The sequence below is a fragment of the Bacillus sp. IT-79MI2 genome (assembly GCF_949768135.1).
Lineage (GTDB): Bacteria > Bacillota > Bacilli > Bacillales > Bacillaceae_G > Bacillus_A > Bacillus_A pseudomycoides.
Window position 1 is genome coordinate 19,845 of sequence record NZ_CATKPV010000056.1, and the last position, 19,468, is coordinate 39,312.

14 protein-coding genes and 2 pseudogenes are annotated in these 19,468 nt (G+C 32.8%); 7 read left to right on the forward strand and 9 right to left on the reverse strand.

The features are described from left to right. Window position 1 precedes the first annotated feature (1 nt). The 3 genes from ACM6HU_RS11840 to ACM6HU_RS11850 are packed head-to-tail and all read left to right on the forward strand — an operon-like array spanning window position 2 to window position 5,256. A complete protein-coding gene (locus tag ACM6HU_RS11840; RefSeq protein WP_414848198.1) occupies window positions 2-2,800 on the forward strand; it encodes a hypothetical protein in 2,799 nt (932 codons plus the stop codon). A 14-nt stretch (window positions 2,801-2,814) separates the two neighbouring features. Then, entirely contained in the window at window positions 2,815-4,506 is a 1,692-nt protein-coding gene (locus tag ACM6HU_RS11845; protein ID WP_414848199.1) for a site-specific integrase, read from the forward strand. 3 nt (window positions 4,507-4,509) lie between these two features. Further along, the gene (locus ACM6HU_RS11850) at window positions 4,510-5,256 is read left to right on the forward strand and encodes a hypothetical protein (protein WP_414848200.1); all 747 of its coding nucleotides are present in this window, start codon (window positions 4,510-4,512) and stop codon (window positions 5,254-5,256) included. A gap of 109 nt (window positions 5,257-5,365) precedes the next feature. On the opposite strand, the gene ACM6HU_RS11855 is transcribed toward ACM6HU_RS11850, so the two are convergent. The 6 genes from ACM6HU_RS11855 to ACM6HU_RS11880 form a co-directional block, all read right to left on the reverse strand. Next, a complete protein-coding gene (locus ACM6HU_RS11855) occupies window positions 5,366-6,259 on the reverse strand; it encodes a DUF2268 domain-containing protein (RefSeq protein ID WP_414848201.1) in 894 nt (297 codons plus the stop codon). Window positions 6,260-6,264: 5 nt separating this feature from the next. Next, window positions 6,265-6,639, reverse strand: coding sequence for a MerR family transcriptional regulator (locus ACM6HU_RS11860; RefSeq protein ID WP_414848207.1), 375 nt, complete (start codon window positions 6,637-6,639; stop codon window positions 6,265-6,267). Window positions 6,640-6,824: 185 nt separating this feature from the next. Beyond that, entirely contained in the window at window positions 6,825-8,105 is a 1,281-nt protein-coding gene (locus ACM6HU_RS11865) for a replication-associated recombination protein A (RefSeq protein ID WP_414848202.1), read from the reverse strand. A gap of 170 nt (window positions 8,106-8,275) precedes the next feature. Beyond that, the gene (locus tag ACM6HU_RS11870; RefSeq protein ID WP_414848203.1) at window positions 8,276-10,165 is read right to left on the reverse strand and encodes an AAA family ATPase; all 1,890 of its coding nucleotides are present in this window, start codon (window positions 10,163-10,165) and stop codon (window positions 8,276-8,278) included. A 2-nt stretch (window positions 10,166-10,167) separates the two neighbouring features. Then, window positions 10,168-10,629: a hypothetical protein gene (locus ACM6HU_RS11875; protein ID WP_414848204.1), complete on the reverse strand. Its 462-nt coding sequence runs from the start codon at window positions 10,627-10,629 to the stop codon at window positions 10,168-10,170. 5 nt (window positions 10,630-10,634) lie between these two features. Beyond that, window positions 10,635-11,918: an SIR2 family NAD-dependent protein deacylase gene (locus ACM6HU_RS11880; protein ID WP_414848205.1), complete on the reverse strand. Its 1,284-nt coding sequence runs from the start codon at window positions 11,916-11,918 to the stop codon at window positions 10,635-10,637. A gap of 425 nt (window positions 11,919-12,343) precedes the next feature. On the opposite strand from ACM6HU_RS11880, the gene ACM6HU_RS11885 reads away from it, so the two are divergent. After that, window positions 12,344-12,553: a hypothetical protein gene (locus tag ACM6HU_RS11885; RefSeq protein ID WP_077295433.1), complete on the forward strand. Its 210-nt coding sequence runs from the start codon at window positions 12,344-12,346 to the stop codon at window positions 12,551-12,553. Window positions 12,554-12,610: 57 nt separating this feature from the next. On the opposite strand, the gene ACM6HU_RS11890 is transcribed toward ACM6HU_RS11885, so the two are convergent. After that, window positions 12,611-13,531, reverse strand: a complete 921-nt coding sequence (locus ACM6HU_RS11890) for a Nif3-like dinuclear metal center hexameric protein (RefSeq protein ID WP_414848206.1) — start codon at window positions 13,529-13,531, stop codon at window positions 12,611-12,613. A gap of 231 nt (window positions 13,532-13,762) precedes the next feature. Here ACM6HU_RS11890 and ACM6HU_RS11895 point away from each other — a divergent pair. From ACM6HU_RS11895 to ACM6HU_RS11905, 3 genes and pseudogenes are all read left to right on the forward strand, one after another. Continuing rightward, a pseudogene (locus ACM6HU_RS11895) lies at window positions 13,763-14,203 on the forward strand (arsenic resistance protein); the annotation flags it as partial. 234 nt (window positions 14,204-14,437) lie between these two features. Continuing rightward, window positions 14,438-15,424: pseudogene (locus ACM6HU_RS11900) on the forward strand (replication-associated recombination protein A); the annotation flags it as partial. A gap of 37 nt (window positions 15,425-15,461) precedes the next feature. Then, window positions 15,462-16,112, forward strand: a complete 651-nt coding sequence (locus ACM6HU_RS11905) for an RsfA family transcriptional regulator (protein WP_016116440.1) — start codon at window positions 15,462-15,464, stop codon at window positions 16,110-16,112. A 399-nt stretch (window positions 16,113-16,511) separates the two neighbouring features. On the opposite strand, the gene ACM6HU_RS11910 is transcribed toward ACM6HU_RS11905, so the two are convergent. Both ACM6HU_RS11910 and aspS read right to left on the reverse strand, forming a co-directional pair. Further along, window positions 16,512-17,279 (reverse strand): ThiF family adenylyltransferase, encoded by a 768-nt coding sequence (locus tag ACM6HU_RS11910; RefSeq protein ID WP_000903174.1) that lies wholly within the window; start codon window positions 17,277-17,279, stop codon window positions 16,512-16,514. A 411-nt stretch (window positions 17,280-17,690) separates the two neighbouring features. Continuing rightward, window positions 17,691-19,466, reverse strand: coding sequence for an aspartate--tRNA ligase (aspS, locus tag ACM6HU_RS11915; RefSeq protein ID WP_016133264.1), 1,776 nt, complete (start codon window positions 19,464-19,466; stop codon window positions 17,691-17,693). Window positions 19,467-19,468: the final 2 nt, after the last annotated feature.

Below are 19,468 nucleotides of genomic sequence, written 5' to 3' on the forward strand. Positions count from 1 at the left end.
AATGAAACTAGAGGCTATTTCTATTGAAGAAGCTGTACAACATCTTGAAGAGTATCAAAAAGGGGTGCAATCGTTACAACACTATAAAAACCAATACAAAACACTTCCAGCTATTAAAAAGGAAAACCGTGAATTAACATCCGTTATGGGGATTGGATTAATTAACCGTTTAAAAAATGAAGGCATAATCTCTTTCAAAAGGGACAAGAGAATGTTTTTATATTCTCTCTATTCATTAGCTAAATACCAATTAGCATTCCAACTATTAAATAAACATTTTTATAAAATTGCAGAAGTCATAGCAGAATTGTGTTACGACGACAAAAAATACGCGATCCCATTAGAAACATTTGAAAAACGTTTTTGTGGTTTTCACAACAGTGGTCATATGAAAGTTATATTACTTAATCACAAGATACATTACAACCGAGTTTTCATTCCCAAACAGGAAGTTATAAGGTTTAAAAAAGAATACATGTCAGTCGCTTCCGCTGCCAAAGAACACAGTTCTTCTTTGAAATCATTTCAACAACATTGGCTAAATCAGTATCCAATAGAGGTTGTTAAATTGTACCAAAATGATTGCAATTATATGTACCTTAACAAAAAAGATTGGCAGTCAATTTTGAAAGAAAAAGAACAAAAAAAAATTCAATATACAGCAAAAGAAAGCTTGGCAAAAACACTTGCTATTACTCCAATCTCTGTTGAAAAAGTAGCAAAAGAATACAACCTTATAACCATAAAAAATGAAAATTCCCCCATTACTTATTTTAAAAAAGAAGATGTTACAATGCTCATTGATAAACAGAATGAATTGTGGCAACAAATACGCAATGAATACTTAACATTAGAAGAGGCAACAAAAATACTAAACCTCTCTCCTAATTCAATGAGCCAAAAATTTATTAGAAATAACATACATTCAATCTATGTTCCTCCCCTGGTATGTACAATTCGTGATGGAATCAACTTTCGTAGGGGGCTAACTTTAATATACTCAAAAAAAGATGTATTATCTCTCAATGAAAAAAGACAAAAAGAACAGAATATAGAAAATATCATTTATCACTCCGAATCTGACCCATACGAGGTATTGCAAACAGCATTACGCGAAGCTGATATCACTTTCAGCAATACAGGAAGGGAAACTGAGAAATATTGGTTTACCTTTTTGAAAATGAAATTGTCAAAAAGTACAGCAACCCGTAGAACCATACAGAGTTTGACACGCATCTTATTTAACACCACAGTTTTATTAACTAAAATAACACATTTAAAAGAAATTTTTACTTATACAGATACTGAACTAAATTTAGCAATATTTAATTCCAATATCAACAACACTGTACAAATAGAATTGTACAAATTTTTGAGACAACTATCTGAGGCAAGAGAAACTTCAAATTTACCTATTAATTATAAATTCAGTAGACTCAAAAAAATATATAAAAAAACACCACTTATTCGAAAAGAAAAAACTATTTATTCTATTGATGAATACATTGCTTTAATAGATTATGCAAAAAACATTCCAGAACATAAAAAACAAGCAATTGTAGATATCCGATCACAGATTAACTGTGAAAAACACCTGCATAGAGATTCTTCCTGGCTATATGTACTACTCCATTTGAACAATGCATGGCGACATTATGATGTAACCTCTTTTCCAAGACTAGACTTACAACAAACACAAATTGGAAGTATGGAAGCACTAGATGCATTAGCATGGATTGAAAGAAACAATTTAAGCGAACAAGATATCATAACAGTTGTTAATCAAGTTAAGGCAATGACTTTTACACATTCAAAAACTAAGAAAAAACGTCATTTCTTTTGCTCACAAGAGTTATTAGCAGCATTTGCACATTCTGCAGTATTATGTGAACTTCGCTGCCAAATTTGTCAACCTTTATCAGAGGTATTAATTGATTTTAATAATCGTCAAAGAAGTTTTAAAGAAGGACAAAGAGAGGCTTTCTTTAAAAAACATAATGATCATTTTATCTTTAAATCTACAAAAATGAACCGCACATTAATTAGCTATGTTTATAGCGTAATTCAAAAAACGACTAATCGAAATCCTTTAGAAATTACTAAATTCATACGAAGTCATAGCGACAAAGAAACAACGAATATTTATATTGACATCCCTCAAGAAAAAATGGATTTTATAACCAAACAACTATTTGATCTCGGTCACTTTGACTATGCATATGATGCTTTAAGTGAATTGATACTACAAGAACCTATTGATAACAGAGAAGAGCAAAATCAAACTTCTCTAACACTAAAAGAAGTATTTGGTGATGTCTATCATATTGAACAAATGGCCCGTTATTTAAATAGATTAAATAACGAACAAAACATTGTTTACAAAGTTATCAAAGGACTTTCACTTGAAGAAAGAAAAGACATATACGACTCTATAAAACTAGGGCAACAGCCCTCCAAAAAGGAATATTTCCAGTGCCTTTACCAAACTTGTAAATTTCCGAATCGAGATTGTGAAAAATGCCAGTTTGCAATTCCAAACTTCTATGCATTGTCGCAGTTAGAAGAAGAACTTCAATTAACTGTTAATGACTTTAAAGAACAATTTAATACAACTACTAAAAAAGGTGAAAAAATTCGCCTTTCTAATCTTTTATATAATTACCTGTATTTAATAGAAGCTGCTGTAAAAAAATTCGGCAAAGATGAAGTATCTTCTTTCTTTAAAAATGGCTTAGAAGGTTTTAAAAACGATTTAAGTTCAATCCCTAATATTAAAGAGTATGTAACTATTCAACGTTAAGGTAGGTGATAATCATGTCTGTAATAGAAGAAAAAAGGATTGAAGAATTACTTGAAGAATTCAATGACTTCCAGTTCGATGTAGATAGTATGATTCAACAATCAGTTGAAATTTTAGAGGAACAAAAAGCAAAAGGTTTACTGATTGAAGGCACTATTGAAGATGACGAATGGCGTTTTATATGTGACACTCGTCATTCACATGTTTACTTTAATTTTGCAACTATGAGAGAAAAAACGACATTCTGGAATGTAGATTCTACTCTTATCATTCAAGCTTTAAAGTGCTGGATCGCTACTTTAATTCCTTATCGTTCCTTAGAATCACTTAGCAAATACTATAAATATGTAGAAAATTTCCTCACATTATCTCATATATGTAACGAAGATTTATTAGAGCAATCTAACAATTATCTTCTTTATGAATGTGACGATAGAACACGGTGGAATCTATGTATCCCTATCCTCAATTTCATTGATTTTTATGAAGGAATTGACGTTACGCAGACTTATAAAAAAATGCTTGTAGATATAAAAAAAGATATCGATATTCAAAAAGTTGGCGGAATGGTTCGAAAGCTCCCTCCCTCAAACGATGTATTAACATTTTCGTGGGTAATTGAAAGTTTTTTTAAAGAAACATCGAAAGAAGAGAATCACTTTTTAAAATACTATCCAATTTATTTGTGGTGGACACTAAGTAATTTGATTCCTATGCGCCCTGCAGAATTTTGTGATATAAATAGAAATGCATTAAGCGAAGAAAATGGAAAGTATTATATACAATTACCTCGTTTAAAACAGAAAAAAAATCATTATAAAATTCAAATCGTTGATAAAATATCTATACCTCAAAAATTGTATCAAGAAATAGAAAATTACATCATAATGACAAATACTTTCGGCCCATCAATAACATTAATTTCTGATGCATCAATTCAATTTAAAAAAACATATAATCATCGTGAATATTTTAAACGTAGATTTAGATATAACCGTCTTCAACTACTTTTAAATGACTTCTATGAGGAAATCGTAGAAAAGATGTACCAAGTAACATATACACATAGAATTCGCCTTGGGGATACACGGCATTTCGCTTTTTTAAACTTAATGCGACAAGGCTATCATCCTATTGAAATCGCCAGACTCGGAGGACACACCTCTGTAAGTTCACAATATCATTATCAACAGCATATGGAATATTGGGTAGACGTTGAAATTATACAATTGATGCAAAAATTCAAGTTCCAACAAGAAATAAATAAAGACGATTCTTCTACCTCTAGTTCACATCATAACTATTTAGATGATGATTTTGTAAGAGAAAAAGTCCTAAAAACTAATGATACAGGTTTCGAAATGGAACTTGAAACAGGTTATTGTACAGATCAAAATGTATTTTGCCAAGTAGATAAATGCTATTTTTGTGCTTATTGGAAAATAAGCCCTGAAGAGTTCTTATCTAAAAAAGAACAAATAGAACATGAACTAAAACAGTGTAAAAGCGAAGTAAGTGCACTTGTAAAAACATTAAACAACCTTTACAAAATGGCTATAAATGAAGCCTTTGAAGATGATTTCTCAGAATTCAACCAAGAGTTTAATAGAGATTTACTCGTTACTAAAAATCAATTAGATACAAGTGTACATAAAATGTTGAATTTCTCACTCAAATTAGCAAATGCTACGAAGGGAACGAAGTAAATAATGATACAAAGACGAGGCAGACCAAAAAAAACATTTCCCGCAGAACTCATACAAGATATTATCTATCGTTACACTAAAGAACGAAAAGTTACTGGAAAAATAGCGTATATGGATGTATATCGATATTCCAAAGAATTGTTTAAAAACGGTGAGATTGAACACAACATCGGAGAATTTTTTTGGCGAAAAGGTGAAGGACGAGCCATAATTGACAAAACAAATCAAGTCATGCAACACCACATTCCTAATGAAGTTCAAGAAGATGAGTCAATTATTAACACAAACGATATCGTAAATAAGTTTTTCACAGGAAAAACTTCCGATAAAAATAAAATAATTGGAGCTTTAAAAATGAATGAATTAAAGCTCCAACAATATATTAAAAAGTGCAAGAAGCTAGAAAAAGAATTACTTGAAACAAAATTAGCTTTGGTACAAGCAAAAGAACAAAATAAAGACCTTAAAGATAATGTAGAATCCTATCAAGACACCTTATTCCAATGGATGGAATTAAGTATGAACAAAGATATTCCACTAACAAATTTATTAACGGTAGGTAAAACAAGAACCCCCATCGCTGAAGAATTGTTAAAAAGTATGCTATCAGATAACCCTGTTGAAATTTTTAATAAAATGAACGAACTCAAGAAAAATACTTCATTACGAGAAGTAACACAAAGTGAAGTAGTACCTTTAAATCCGCCAAAACAAAAAGAAGAAAGCATTTTGGATGATTTTGATTTTTAAAATATTGAAGATATAAATCCCCTTCTCTAAAGAAAGGGGTATTTATATTTATTCACTAATTAAGCAAACAATTAATCCTTTTAATAGTTATAGAATAATTGCTATCTTCTTAAAAAACACCACTTCCTGCAATAATTTCTTCTGTACTTAACAAGGTAGCTTCTTGAATTGTGACATTATTCTTTTTCATAAAAGATTGTACAGTATGATAACCTACAGCGTAACCTGCTCCAGAGGATAAACCTACTGGTGAGTAACCTTCCTGATTAGCGATTTCATCTCCAAACATGTAACTACTAACTTCGGCAAATCCTTTAATATTTAAACCCTCTCGTATAACTTCAATTGAATATTCCAGTTCTTCTTCATCAATAGATGTGACCCAAGGTCCTAAATGTTCCTCACCGTACAAGGCAGTAGCAAATGAATCTGCAAGTCCTTCAATGACTAAATATTCCCCCAAGGTCACATCTCCATGACTCCAATCAAAATAAGAAAAACGGAGGTTATGATGAAATTCATGAGCAATAAGTGCGGGTATTCTCGGAACATTATAATCGTTTGGATGAATGACTATAGTGACATATCCAGGTATTCCTCCGAAACCACAGTAACCCTTTTGTTTTTTTAATTTTTCAGGATCAGCAATATATATTCCAAACTTTAATTCTTCTGCGGCTACTTCTAAGTTAGCTACTTTTGAAAACTCTATACATCTTGTTAATGCTTTTTGAGCGATATCTGAAGCTTCTATTGTTTTTAAATCATCCAATGCTTTCCTTGCTATATCACTTTCTTTTATATCCAAATATCCTAACATTTGAGTTGCCATCATAACATCATAACCATTTTTTTGTTTAGCTTTAAGTGGCACATTAATTGTGTTCCACATACCTTCAAAAGGCTTCATCATCGTATACCTAAAAAATTCCCCTCTCTTTTCCAGAGGTAACGAAAGTAACGTTTCATATTGAACTAAGGTATCTTCCATATTAATCTTCATTTTTATCACCTCTTGTTTATATAGTTTTCATTAAATTCATGACACAGTTTAAGCATATTTAATACAGTATCTTCATTTTCAACATCCTCTAATTGGTTTAACGATAAAAGTAAGTACTCTATATGAGTGTACATTCCATTAAGCTGAAGTCTTATTTCTCTAATACCAAGATCATGTAATTGAAAAGATGCTATAGATTTTAATCTTTTACCCAATATTTTTAGGATAAGAATTTTAATTAAATCTAGTAAGTCCTCATTTGATAAATCTATTTGCCCTATTTTGTTTTTCTTTGGAGTAATCAAGTTTAAATCACAATAATACCTTATTGTCCTTTCACTCAATCCTGTAGTTTTTTTGACATACCCCGTCGTTATCAGTTGAGTTCACCTCCTAAAATTAACTTAGTCTATAACGTTGCGTTAGGGTCAAGCTGATTCTCAATTTTTAGTATAAAAAATAGCCCCTTCAATAATGAAAGGAGCTATTGCACACTTTATTTGATAAAACTTCAAAAAATTTTATTGTCATTAAACAACATACTTTATCAGACTGTTATATATTATTAATTTTGTTTCTTTAAATCCGTCAATCTCTGATAAATATGACCGAACTTTTTTTCTTCTCCCGCCGCTTTCGGTTCATAATATATCGTATTTTTTAATTCATTAGGCAAATACTCTTGCTTCACCCATCCATTTGGATAATTATGAGGATATAAATACCCTTGACCATGCCCTAGTTTTTCTGCACCTTGATAATGAGCATCTTTTAGATGTGCAGGTATGTCACCTGTACGCCCTTTTTTCACATCATCAATTGCTTTGTCCAAAGCTTTATAAGCTGAATTTGATTTAGGAGATAAACACAATTCAATTGTTACAACGGATAAAGGTATTCTTCCCTCAGGCAACCCTATTCGCTCTACTGATTCTATTGCAGGTAAAACCCTCGCACAGAGTTCGGGATTAGCTAACCCAATATCCTCATACGCCATAACAAGTAATCTCCTACAAATAGAAACTAAATCACCACCTTCTAATAATCTTGCTAAATAATGAAGAGCTGCATTTACATCACTACCTCTGACGCTTTTTTGATAGCTGGATAGCAGATTATAAAAAATATCACCCTTTTTATCATGAGAAAAACCTTTGTTTTGGATACATTGTTTTACGGTATCCTCTGTCACAATAATTTTGTTATTTTCATCTTTTTCAGAACCGAATACAATATCTTCTAACAAATTAAGTGCAGAACGCGCATCTCCTGTTGTTTGAGCAATTAATGTTAATAGCTCATCAGATACAGTAATATTCATTTTCCCTAAACCGTTTTCTTGATCCTCTAATGCCCTTCTTAATAGTTTTAGAATAGAAGACGGAGACAAAGTTTTTAATTGCTTTACTTGCCCAATTCTTGATAAAATCGCACCTCTCACACTATGATAAGGATTTTCTGTTGTTGCCCCAATTAGAGTAAATACTCCCTCCTCCAATGCCTTGAGCAGTGAGTCTTGCTGTGTACGATTTAACAAATGAATCTCGTCTATAAAACAAATCGCATTACGAGTTAATCTTGCTTCTTCGATAACGGCTTCTATTTCTTTTTTCCCAGCACTAATGGCATTTAGTGCATAAAATTCTTTCTTTGCTGTATTTGCAATTGCAAAAGCAAGAGACGTTTTCCCTGTACCTGGTGGCCCATAGAAAAGAAGGGATGGAATATGTCCATTTTGAAGCATACGGTATAAGGCTGTTTTGGTACCTATTACATCGTCTTGTCCAACTACTTCATCGATTGTTCGTGGTCTCATTCTATGTGATAAAGGTTCATTGTAAAACATTATATATATCTCCCCTTTAGTTTAAAGAACACTATTAAATAAATTATGTCTTTAATAAATTTATCATAAAGTAGGATGAGTGAAAAATTTATTAAATTCTTGTTTAGATTAGTAAAAGAAAAACGAACTTGAAATAATCAAGTTCGTCATAATTTTTCAAATTGGTTACTCTACTCTATATTCTTCTCATTACATTTTGGATTGATTAATCCTTCTCTGTTATGTCTATAGAAAGTAAATTTTGGTTTAATAAATTCAGGAGGTGTATTGTCTACAACAAAAATTTGAAAATCTTTTGCTAATGACAGTAGCAGTTTGTATATCGCTTCATAACTTTCGGGGTCTAGATTATCAACTTTCTTCGCATCTTTATTTGTCCCCAAATTATTACTGATACTATCCAACATAAGAAATCCAGGATGTTTATTGTCCTCATTTACAAGTTTGTTTTCCAATATACTTCCTATATACGCTAATTGTATACATAATAATAGGCCCCCACTTTCATGTTTAAAGACCTCTACATCTTGATAATGCGGCATAAAAGTTAGAGAACTGATATAATCTGTGCTTTCATCTACATGATAGTGGAATTTTTTTAGCAACTTAATATATTTTTGATTTAAATCTTTTAAAATTTGATCCTTATATTCAATTTCCACTTTAATATTTGACTTTTGTTCTTCCAGTTTTTCTAAGTCACCTTCTAATTTAGCAATATCTCTTTCTTTTTCATCAATTTTCTTATGTACTCTTTCTAATTCTTTATAAAAGCTCAATCGATTTTCATGTTCCAATATCATTTTATTTAGAGCTTCAATTTCTTCTAAAAGAGGTATATTGATATTTTGCGAGTAGCTACTCTTTACTCTTTTAAAGTAACGCACCCTTTCATCCAATTCTACAACCTGATTTTCAAGAATGGATAATTGTTCATCAATACGTTCTATTATTTCGCTAGCTGTTTTTTCTTTAGATTCAATCTCTTTAATTAAAGTACTAATATCTTGCGGATGAATCTCTTCTACATCATCGCATTGAACATGTGAATTACATAGAGGACATACTTTTTCATGACTTGAAATTTCTAATTTATATAATACTTCTTGCGTCGCACAATACGACTCTTTTTCTTTTTTATATCGTTCTAACAAAATTGCATGACTACTTTTCGAAAATAAAAGTTCTTTCTTTTTTTGATTCAGTTGAGATTTTTCATCCTCTAGCATCATCAACTGTTGATTTATCTCTCCATAAGTATTACTAACTTCTTTTTGCTTATATTTTGAAGTTAACAATTCCTTTTTCTGAGTATTTACTTGTTCAATAATACCTTTTATTTCTTCAATTTGATCTGTAACTTCAACCCTCAATATAGCATCTCTTTCTTGAAGATACTGTTCTAATCCACTACGTTCTCGTTTTTTTTGTTCAATTTCATTTGTCTTTTTTGCAATTTGTTCATTTATCTGCACTAAATCAGCATCTAAAAAATTAAATAACAATTCAAATGTCGGTGAATTTTTATATCGTTTATCTTTATCATTGTTTTCTAAGAAATTTGATGTTCCTATATGCTCTTGTCTCATATAAACAAATCGCATAACATCTCTTATAGAGAATTTTTCTACAGTCTTATCATTAGAACGAGGCTTATTTTTAACTCGATTGATCATCGGAATATTCAAAGACTCGAATAAAAATTCTGTTAAATCTTTTACTAATACTACTTTTGGAATATAGTTATCTAAATCATTTACACTAGAGTAATATATCTCAATTTTAGTATGGTTGGATTTCAGATTTCTTTTCAAGGTCAATACTTGCTCATCTATATATATTTCTAAAAATACACTCTCACAGTATTGTCCTAATTCTTTTTGCACACTAAAATCAAACTTACTTGATTTACCTAAACAATAATCTATTAATTTTAATACTAACGATTTCCCCGATGTTGCTTCTCCAGAAATAACATTTAGTCCTTTATCAAAAGCTAAAGTTCTACGATATTCGGGTCCATCTAACATTAATTTACTTACAAATAATTTTTTTCCCATCATTAAAAATCACCCATTAAAGTTTTTTCATTCTTTTTTGTATATGGAATAGTCTTCGCTTCCCTCGTTCTTTGTTGCAATAGTTCGAAATAGTCCTTCTCTAAACCACTTACAAAATCAATACCTTTTTTAGTAATTTTCACATAAACATCTGACTTCTCTGAGGCGGACAATTCGATATAGTCAGCACTCTCTAAATTTATTAATATACTTTTCATCTTAGATTCATATCTTTGAAATTGTGTTTTGATTTTCTTCCCAGACTCTGGTTCACGAAGTTGCTCAGTGACTGCCTCATAATCCTTTGCCGAAACAATTACATAATAAAAGAGCAATTCGGATAATCGTATACCTTTTTTCTTAGACTTAAATTCAGTTAACACACATAACATATTCGCTGTCTCTAAATAAACATTATTAAAAAGCAGTTTAATCGATAGTGGTAAAACATTTGTGTTCCCCATAGTAATCACCCTATCTCTCTCTTATGTCCCCACCAAATATCAACTTCGGGGTCATTAGCAAGGACATGAATAAAACCTTTATTTTCAGATGGCATAGGTTTATTTAAGCCTAATACACCTTCTATGCGTCCATAATTCATTTCATTTAAAATTGAGTGCATTTCATCCACAAAACTTTGGCTATTTTCGTGAACTTTAAAAGATTCTTTATAAGTCTCCTTATGTCTAATTCGACATAAATTTAGCATAGAACCAACTATCTCCTCATCAAAGCCATCATATTCTGTTAATTCACGAATATATTTCTCTGCAAATAAAAAATATTCTTGACTTAAATCTCTTGTATCTTCATCAATATTTTCAACTAATAATTTTTGGTGAAATAAATCATCATTAAGATTTTCTTTTTCCTCTTTAGAAGGAAGATCAGTTGGAATTATGATTTTTTTTTTTGGTGATGGTGGTTGAGTTCCTTTTGAAATTTCTCCAAGAAATTCTCTAATACTTTCAACATGTCCCTTTTTAGAAGAATCATATGAAATTACTCTAATCCGATATTTATCATTCAATTCTTGAATCTCTGTTTCAGTTGGATTATCTAACAATACATAATGTTTTCCTTGATAAAATTTTTGATAATGATCAAGCAACCCTTTAAAATATTCATCACTTAATGAGAACCCTAAGAAGAGCATCGTATACTGACCGCAAAACAGGGAAAATAAGGTTTTAAATTTCTCATTACTATATAATTCATCATATTGTTTTTCTGTTAATACAATGGAGCCTGTCTCATCCACATTCCCATGGATATGCCAAATTCGTTTATCTTTCTCTAAACTTGTTATTTCATGAGAGCTTAGTGTTGTATCTTTTAAATAATGCACTTTAAATCTTTTTGAATGTAGGTATTCAAATAATAAGTTGTCATAATTCGTTGTTAAGAAAACAGGAAAATTCAAAGATGCTAAATCATTATAATTATGCAAAGCGTTGTCTTCCACCTCAACAAATTCTTCTTCAATTATTTGTTTTACACACTCTTGAATATCTCTATCAGATAAATTCCCACGTTTACTAATTAATCTTAAAGCAAAATCATACTCATACTCATCTATAAGCTCTTGTATAACTTCATAATATTTCTCATTGACTGTTTTTTTCATTAAAAGTTCAATTAACTTCCCCCATGAAGGTAGCTTAAATGGTAAAGATAATCCAGCCCCAATAAGAGGGACAATCTTTTGTTGCTGATATAATTTATTTAATTCGGTGATATCAAAACTCATTTTTTTCACTCCATTTAAATATCCTTTATATTTGATATTACCAAATATTACTTACATAATGTACAAAAATCATACATTTATATCGATTAAACCACACAAAGTCTTTTCCATTACCTAGAATTTATAGCTACGTTTTTCCTCGGTCACTTTTAATTTCCCTTTGTGCTGTATAAGTAATTTACATTCCGTCCAACCCTCTTGGTCGAAATGATTTATTAACTCCTTCTAAAACCTCTATTTTTAACACACTTTTAAGTACAAATACACATATACTATTATCGGGCTCGGCAGCCTGCATTTCGTTAGGATACCCCGCATATACTATTATGGGGTCGCATCCAGCATTAACACTGGGACACCACCAACCCAGTAACATATATACTGTTACTGGGTTGGTAGTCCTGTATGACTAGGAGGGACTTTTTATGTCTCTTAATGACGAGGACAATTTTCTAGAAGAAGAAACAACAGAAGAAGACGATGATGAAGGAATTGAACTAAAAACAATCACGATTGCAGAATATGTAAAACAACAACGAGAAAGAAGAAAACAAGAACAACAAGTATTTGAAGACAAATTAAAGGTCCTCAAAGAAAGAACAGAAAGATTAAAAAAAGAGTTGGGATATAAATAATAACTCCACAAAAAAGAGCTTGGATTCCCAAGCTCTTTTCATTATCAGTTAATAACTTTATAACCACCATTTTTCCTGTGGAATTAAAACTGTTTCAATATTAAAGTTATTCTCAAACCATTCCTTCATCAATGTTTTATGGACAAGATATTCCGATGCAGAATGGGAAACTCCGATTAAAGACATCGAAGTATTAGAAGCATAATCCATCATTTGTTTATATCTTTGTTTACCATATTCATTATCAATATGACAATGAATTTCGCCAGTGATATAAGCTTGAACTCCCTTTTTTTCAGCTTCTTCCATCCAACTTACTTTATCGCCACAACCTGCAACGATAGCTATTTTCTTTACGTTATTTATGTTCTTACCTTCAAAGTCAACATATGGAATATCGAATATTTCTTTTAAGTGAGAAGTTAGTTCACTTGTACTCTTTTCTTCAATGTTACAAATTAGAACTAGGTCTTCATTATTTATAGAATTTGTTAAAAGCCCATCAACAACTTCTGCATTTAATTGTTTAGCGATAGCTACACTTGTACCTAATTTGGCATGATAATCCATTGGTACATGGCATGTATAGACTGATAATTCCTTTTCTTTTATTTGTTTAATGTATTTTTCTTTTATAGGAACAAAACCTTTGCCCCATGCTCCTTTTGGGTCTCCACATTCCATCAATAAGGGATGGTGCATAAAAAGTAAGTCTCCGCTATTACTTTCTTCTATAAAACGTTCCAACACTTCATCTGTAGGGAAAACGGCAAGAAAAATTTTCTTTACATTTGCATCCCCTTTTAACATTAGACCATTAAATAATTCCACAAAGTCTTTTTCAAAAACTGATTTCCAGTCAAACTTTAAAGGTTCATAGACCATTGGTATGAATTGACTGAAAGCAGAATCCTTTCCAAATGATTGTATATCAAGTTCATCGTCCAGTTTAGACACTATTTCACTTAGTTTAGCCATAAAACTATTCCTCCAAAATGTTTATTATTATAATTCATTACACATGGTTAGAAAAATAATATTTATTTGATTTTTTTAAATATTTTAACATAAAACCTTATTTTTCGTCATAAAAAATGTAATTTAGTGTAAATTATTTGTCTGTTAAACCAAGCTATTGATCAGGGGGCAACTTTCCTCTTCCCATTATTTTTATTATCGAACAAAAGTTGTAATAAGTACGCAAAATAGTTAACACGACTTATCTTTGTAAAAACAAAAGGACGCGAATGGTATGAATCGACAGTCATCCCTCGTATTAGTCCATTAACTTTAATCGCTTTACTATTCACGATTGTTGTGATGTTCTCTATTAAAGGTGAAATGATTGTTCAGCTACCAATGGATATTGTAAGAATTGCAATTCCATTACTTATTTACTTTATCTTAATGTTCTTTGTCTCATTTTTCTTATCTAAGAAAATGGGAACAAGTTATCCTGTTGCAACTTCTTTATCATTCACAGCAGCAAGTAATAACTTTGAATTAGCTATTGCAGTTGCGGTCGGAGTATTTGGCATTCACTCAGGTACAGCTTTTGCAGCTGTAATCGGCCCATTAGTAGAAGTTCCTGTATTAATTGCACTGGTTAATGTTGCTTTAAAATTAAAAAGAAAATTTCTACAAGGTTAATAAACTAATTCCTCTAATAAAAAAGGTGTCTCGATTATTGAGATACCTTTTTATATTGACAATATAATTATTCGGATATCACAAATATCCAATATTCTACTTTAGTACCCAAAAAATACAGTCTAATTTTATCGGTCCATAATTTTATCCGTCGAAATTTGGATAAAATTCATACAACCCTTTTAAAACAACATTTAATAATTTCATCCACATAAAATAAGTTATACAAAGAATCACCGCTTAGATAAAGCAAAACAAGACTTCTTATTACCTCACTTAGAAAGCGGGCTTCTGACCTTAATTGGCGCAACAACAAGTAATCCATTCCATGCGATTAACTCTGCCATTCGTAGCCGATGTCAAATCTTTGAACTGCACGCACTAACAGAAAATGATATTTTAATCGGCTTAAAACGAGCGCTTGAAGATAAAGAAAAAGGTTTAGGTGAATATCATGTAACTGTTACAGATGAAGCAATGCGTCACTTTGCAAATGCCTCTGGCGGAGATATGCGCTCGGCTTATAACGCACTTGAACTTGCTGTTTTATCTAGCTTTACAACAGACGATCAATCAACCGAAATCACATTAGAAATTGCTGAAGAATGTTTGCAGAAAAAGAGTTTTGTTCACGACAAAGGCGGAGATGCTCATTATGATGTCCTATCTGCCTTTCAAAAATCAGTTCGCGGAAGCGATGTGAATGCTGCACTTCATTATTTAGCGCGCCTTATTGAAGCTGGTGACTTACAAAGTATCGGGAGACGTCTTCTTATTATGGCATATGAAGACATTGGACTGGCTAGCCCGCAAGCAGGTCCCCGTACACTTGCTGCGATTGAGTCGGCAGAACGTGTTGGTTTTCCAGAAGCTCGCATTCCGCTTGCCAATGCAGTTATCGAACTTTGTCTTTCTCCAAAATCAAATTCAGCATACAAGGCACTTGATGCAGCACTTCACGACTTGCGAAACGGACAAACTGGCGATATCCCAAGTCATTTAAAAGATAGTCACTATAAAGGTGCTGAATCATTAGGTAGAGGTATTGGATACTTATATCCACATGATTATCCAAATGGATGGGTACAGCAGCAATACTTACCAGATAAAATAAAAAACAAGCAATATTATAAGCCGAAAACAACGGGAAAATTCGAACAAGCACTTTCAGGCGTATATGAAAGATTGCAAAATCCGCATAAAAGCAAACCAAAAGGGTAATCTAAGCGAAAACGACATGATAATGGAGGTTTCGCTTATGAAAACGCGCCAAGATGCATGGACAAGAGAAGACGATCTCCTTTTAGCAGAAACCGTTTTACGACATATTCGCAGTGGAAGTACTCAGCTGAAAGCGTTCGATGAAGTTGGAGACAAATTAAACCGTACTTCAGCTGCTTGTGGTTTTCGCTGGAATGCTGAAGTCAGACAAAATTATGAGGATGCTGTACAGCTCGCTAAGAAGCAAAGAAAAGAGTTAAAGCGTTCGGAAGCAAATGTAGAAAAAGAGCAACTATTAAAGCTAAAACCAAAACAAAAAGTCGTAATTGATGCTGAATTTCCCGAAGCAATCGTTTCTAATAAACATTCTCTTACAATGCAAGATGTAATCTCATTCTTGCAAAACCTAGGGCATAATAATCTTCACTTAGAAAAGATACAAATTGAAAATGAAGACTTGCATACAAAGCTTGCCTCCTTACAAAAAACAAACGATGAACTAGAAGTCAAACTAGCATCTTTAACGAAAAAACAACAAGCAATCGAAGAAGATTATGCGATGCTTGTTAGAATTATGGACCGTGCCCGGAAGCTTGTGTTAGTAGATGAACAGCAAGATCAAATTGCACCTATTTTTAAAACGGATCAAAACGGGAATTTAGATATTATTTATACGGCTGAGAATTGAAATAGAGACGAGAGTAAAAACCTGCTCTCGTCTCCATTTTTATTTTTTGACTACTTAGACAAGCCTAGTAGATATTGATACTGCCAAGTTCTTTCATCCTCATAGCCATCCTTTTCTATAATTCTACCAAAACATGCCGCTTTTGCACTTTAAAAAACGAATGATGCTAGCTCAAATAAAAATAAATTTAATTTTTTACAAAAAAAATTGTACATTTCAATATATCACCTTTTGTTCTTCATAGCGGCGACTTATGTTAGAAAATCAAAATGGATATATACAATCAATATGATAGTTATTTTATGATATTTAGTTGCACTTGAGTTAATTGTATTACCTATTGAGAGATTTTACTAAAAAAGTGTATACCTCATTAGAGGTATACACTTTTTCTATCCCTTATTCTTGTCCTACACGCTTTACTTCTACATTCTTTATACGTTCACGCACCACATGACTCGCCATAATTAAACCGGCAACAGATGGTACGAATGCGTTTGAGGAAGGTGGTAATTTCGCTTTACGAATTTTTGCGTTTTCGTCTGGAACGATTTCTTTACGAACCTCTTCACGAATCACGATTGGGTTTTCATCAGAGAATACAACTTTTACACCTTTTTTAATCCCTTCTTTACGAAGCTTCGTACGAATTACTTTCGCAATTGGATCTGTATGTGTTTTTGAAATATCCGCAATACGGAAACGAGTTGGGTCCATTTTATTTGCTGCACCCATACTTGAGATGATTTTAATTTTGCGTCGCAAGCATTGTTTAATTAAATGAATTTTGAACGTAATTGTATCAGATGCATCCACTACGAAATCTAAACCATGTTTAAAGAACTCTTCGTATGTTTCATCTGTATAGAACATTTCTAATCCAATTACTTCACAGTCTGGATTAATATCAGCAATACGCTCTTTCATTAATTCTACTTTTGAACGACCTACAGTAGAAAGTAATGCATGGATTTGGCGGTTAACGTTTGTAATATCAACAACGTCTTTATCAACTAATACAAGACGTCCTACACCAGAACGTGCTAACGCTTCTGCTGCAAAGGAACCTACGCCGCCAATTCCTAAAATTCCAACTGTACTATTTTTTAATATTTCAAGACCTTCTTTTCCGAAGGCTAATTCATTACGCGAAAATTGATGTAACATTCAGCTCTACACTCCTATTACAAAAATGGTCTACCATGATGTATTCTAGCGTTTTTCCGACTATTTGTATAGAAAAAGTTATAGAATTCCTAAAAATACATATTCAAAAAAAATTACAGGAAATTGAATTGTTCCAGTCCTAAACAAATCTAGGGAATATAAAAAATGTGCCAGCTATCTGAACCGGAATTTTTTAACTTCCTCTTCCCATCCACGTTTTAAAAAGGAGGATCCAGAGAGCCGAGCAATTCGAGGCGCTGACGCCAGGAGGAGCGGAGTGTAGGATTACTTACACGAGCACCGGACTGGCGACGCAACGAAGAAATGCGACCGCTATCTGAACCGGAATTTTTTAACTTCCTGTCTAAAAAAAGCCTAGATAGGTTTAGTATAACCATCTAGGCTCCGCTCTTACTTCTCTTCTTTTACGTTTAATTGTAAGTATAGCTCTTCAAGCTGCGCTTCTGCAACTGGGCTTGGCGCATCCGTTAATAAGCAGCTTGCACTTGCTGTTTTCGGGAATGCGATTGTATCGCGAAGGTTTGTACGACCTGCAAGTAACATAACAAGACGGTCTAAACCTAATGCGATTCCGCCATGTGGTGGTGTACCATATTCGAACGCTTCTAATAAGAATCCGAATTGTTCTTGCGCTTCTTCTTGAGAGAATCCAAGAGCTTTGAACATTTTTTCTTGTACATCACGCTCATAAATACGAAGTGACCCACCACCAAGCTCATAACCGTTTAATACAAGGTCATATGCTTGTGCACGCGCTTTTTCTGGTGCTGTTTCTAATAACTCAACATCTTCACGGAATGGCATTGTGAATGGATGATGCGCTGCGAAGTAGCGATCAGCATCTTCATCATACTCAAGAAGCGGCCAATCTGTTACCCATAGGAAGTTAAATTTGCTTTCGTCAATTAACTCAAGTTCTTTACCTAAGCGTAAACGAAGTGCACCTAAGCTATCTGCAACAACGCTCTTCTTATCAGCAACGAATAATAATAAGTCACCAGCAGCCCCATCTAATGTGCTCATTAGTACGTTCGCATCTTCTTCACCGAAGAATTTCGCAATTGGTCCTTTTAAGCCATCCTCTTCAACTTTTAACCAAGCTAAACCTTTTGCTCCATATACTTTTACGAATTCAGTTAATGCATCAATGTCTTTACGAGAATATTTACCTGCTGCACCTTTTGCATTAATTGCTTTTACTTGCCCGCCGCTTTCTACAGCACTTGTGAACACTTTGAAGCCGCAATCTGCTGCAAACTCAGATAAATCAGTAAGTTCCATTGCAAAGCGTGTATCTGGTTTATCAGAACCGTAGCGAGCCATTGCATCAGCGTATGTCATACGAGGGAATGGTGTGTTAATTTCTACACCTTTCGCATCTTTCATAACTTTCGTCATCATGCGTTCCATCATTTCTAGAATTTCATCTTGTGTTAAGAATGATGCCTCGATGTCAATTTGTGTGAATTCTGGTTGACGATCCGCACGTAAATCTTCATCACGGAAACAACGTGCTACTTGGTAATAACGTTCAAATCCGCCGACCATAAGAAGCTGTTTAAATAGCTGCGGAGATTGAGGTAATGCATAAAATTCACCTTCATGCACACGGCTTGGTACTAAATAGTCACGCGCTCCTTCTGGCGTACTCTTTGTTAAGATTGGTGTTTCAACTTCTAAAAACTCTTCTGAATCTAAGAAGTTACGAATTGTTTTTGTCACGTCGTGACGCATTTTGAATGTGTTGTACATAACAGGGCGACGTAAATCTAAATAACGATATTTTAAACGAACATCTTCTGATGCATCTGTATCATCTGCGATAATAATTGGCGTCGTTTTCGCTGCATTTAATACATTTACTTTCGTTGCTTGTACTTCAATGCGTCCAGTTGCCATATTTTCATTAATCGCACCTTGACCACGTTCAACAACTGTTCCTTCTACGTGTAATACGTATTCGCTACGAATTGTTTCTGCTACTTCTAGTGCTTCTTTTGACGTTTCTGGATTAAATACAACTTGTACGATACCTGTACGGTCACGTAAGTCGATGAAAATGAGTCCGCCTAAGTCACGGCGTTTTTGTACCCAACCTTTTAATTGAACGGTTTGTCCAACTGCTTCTACTGTTACTTTTCCACATGCATGTGTTCTTTCAGCCATTG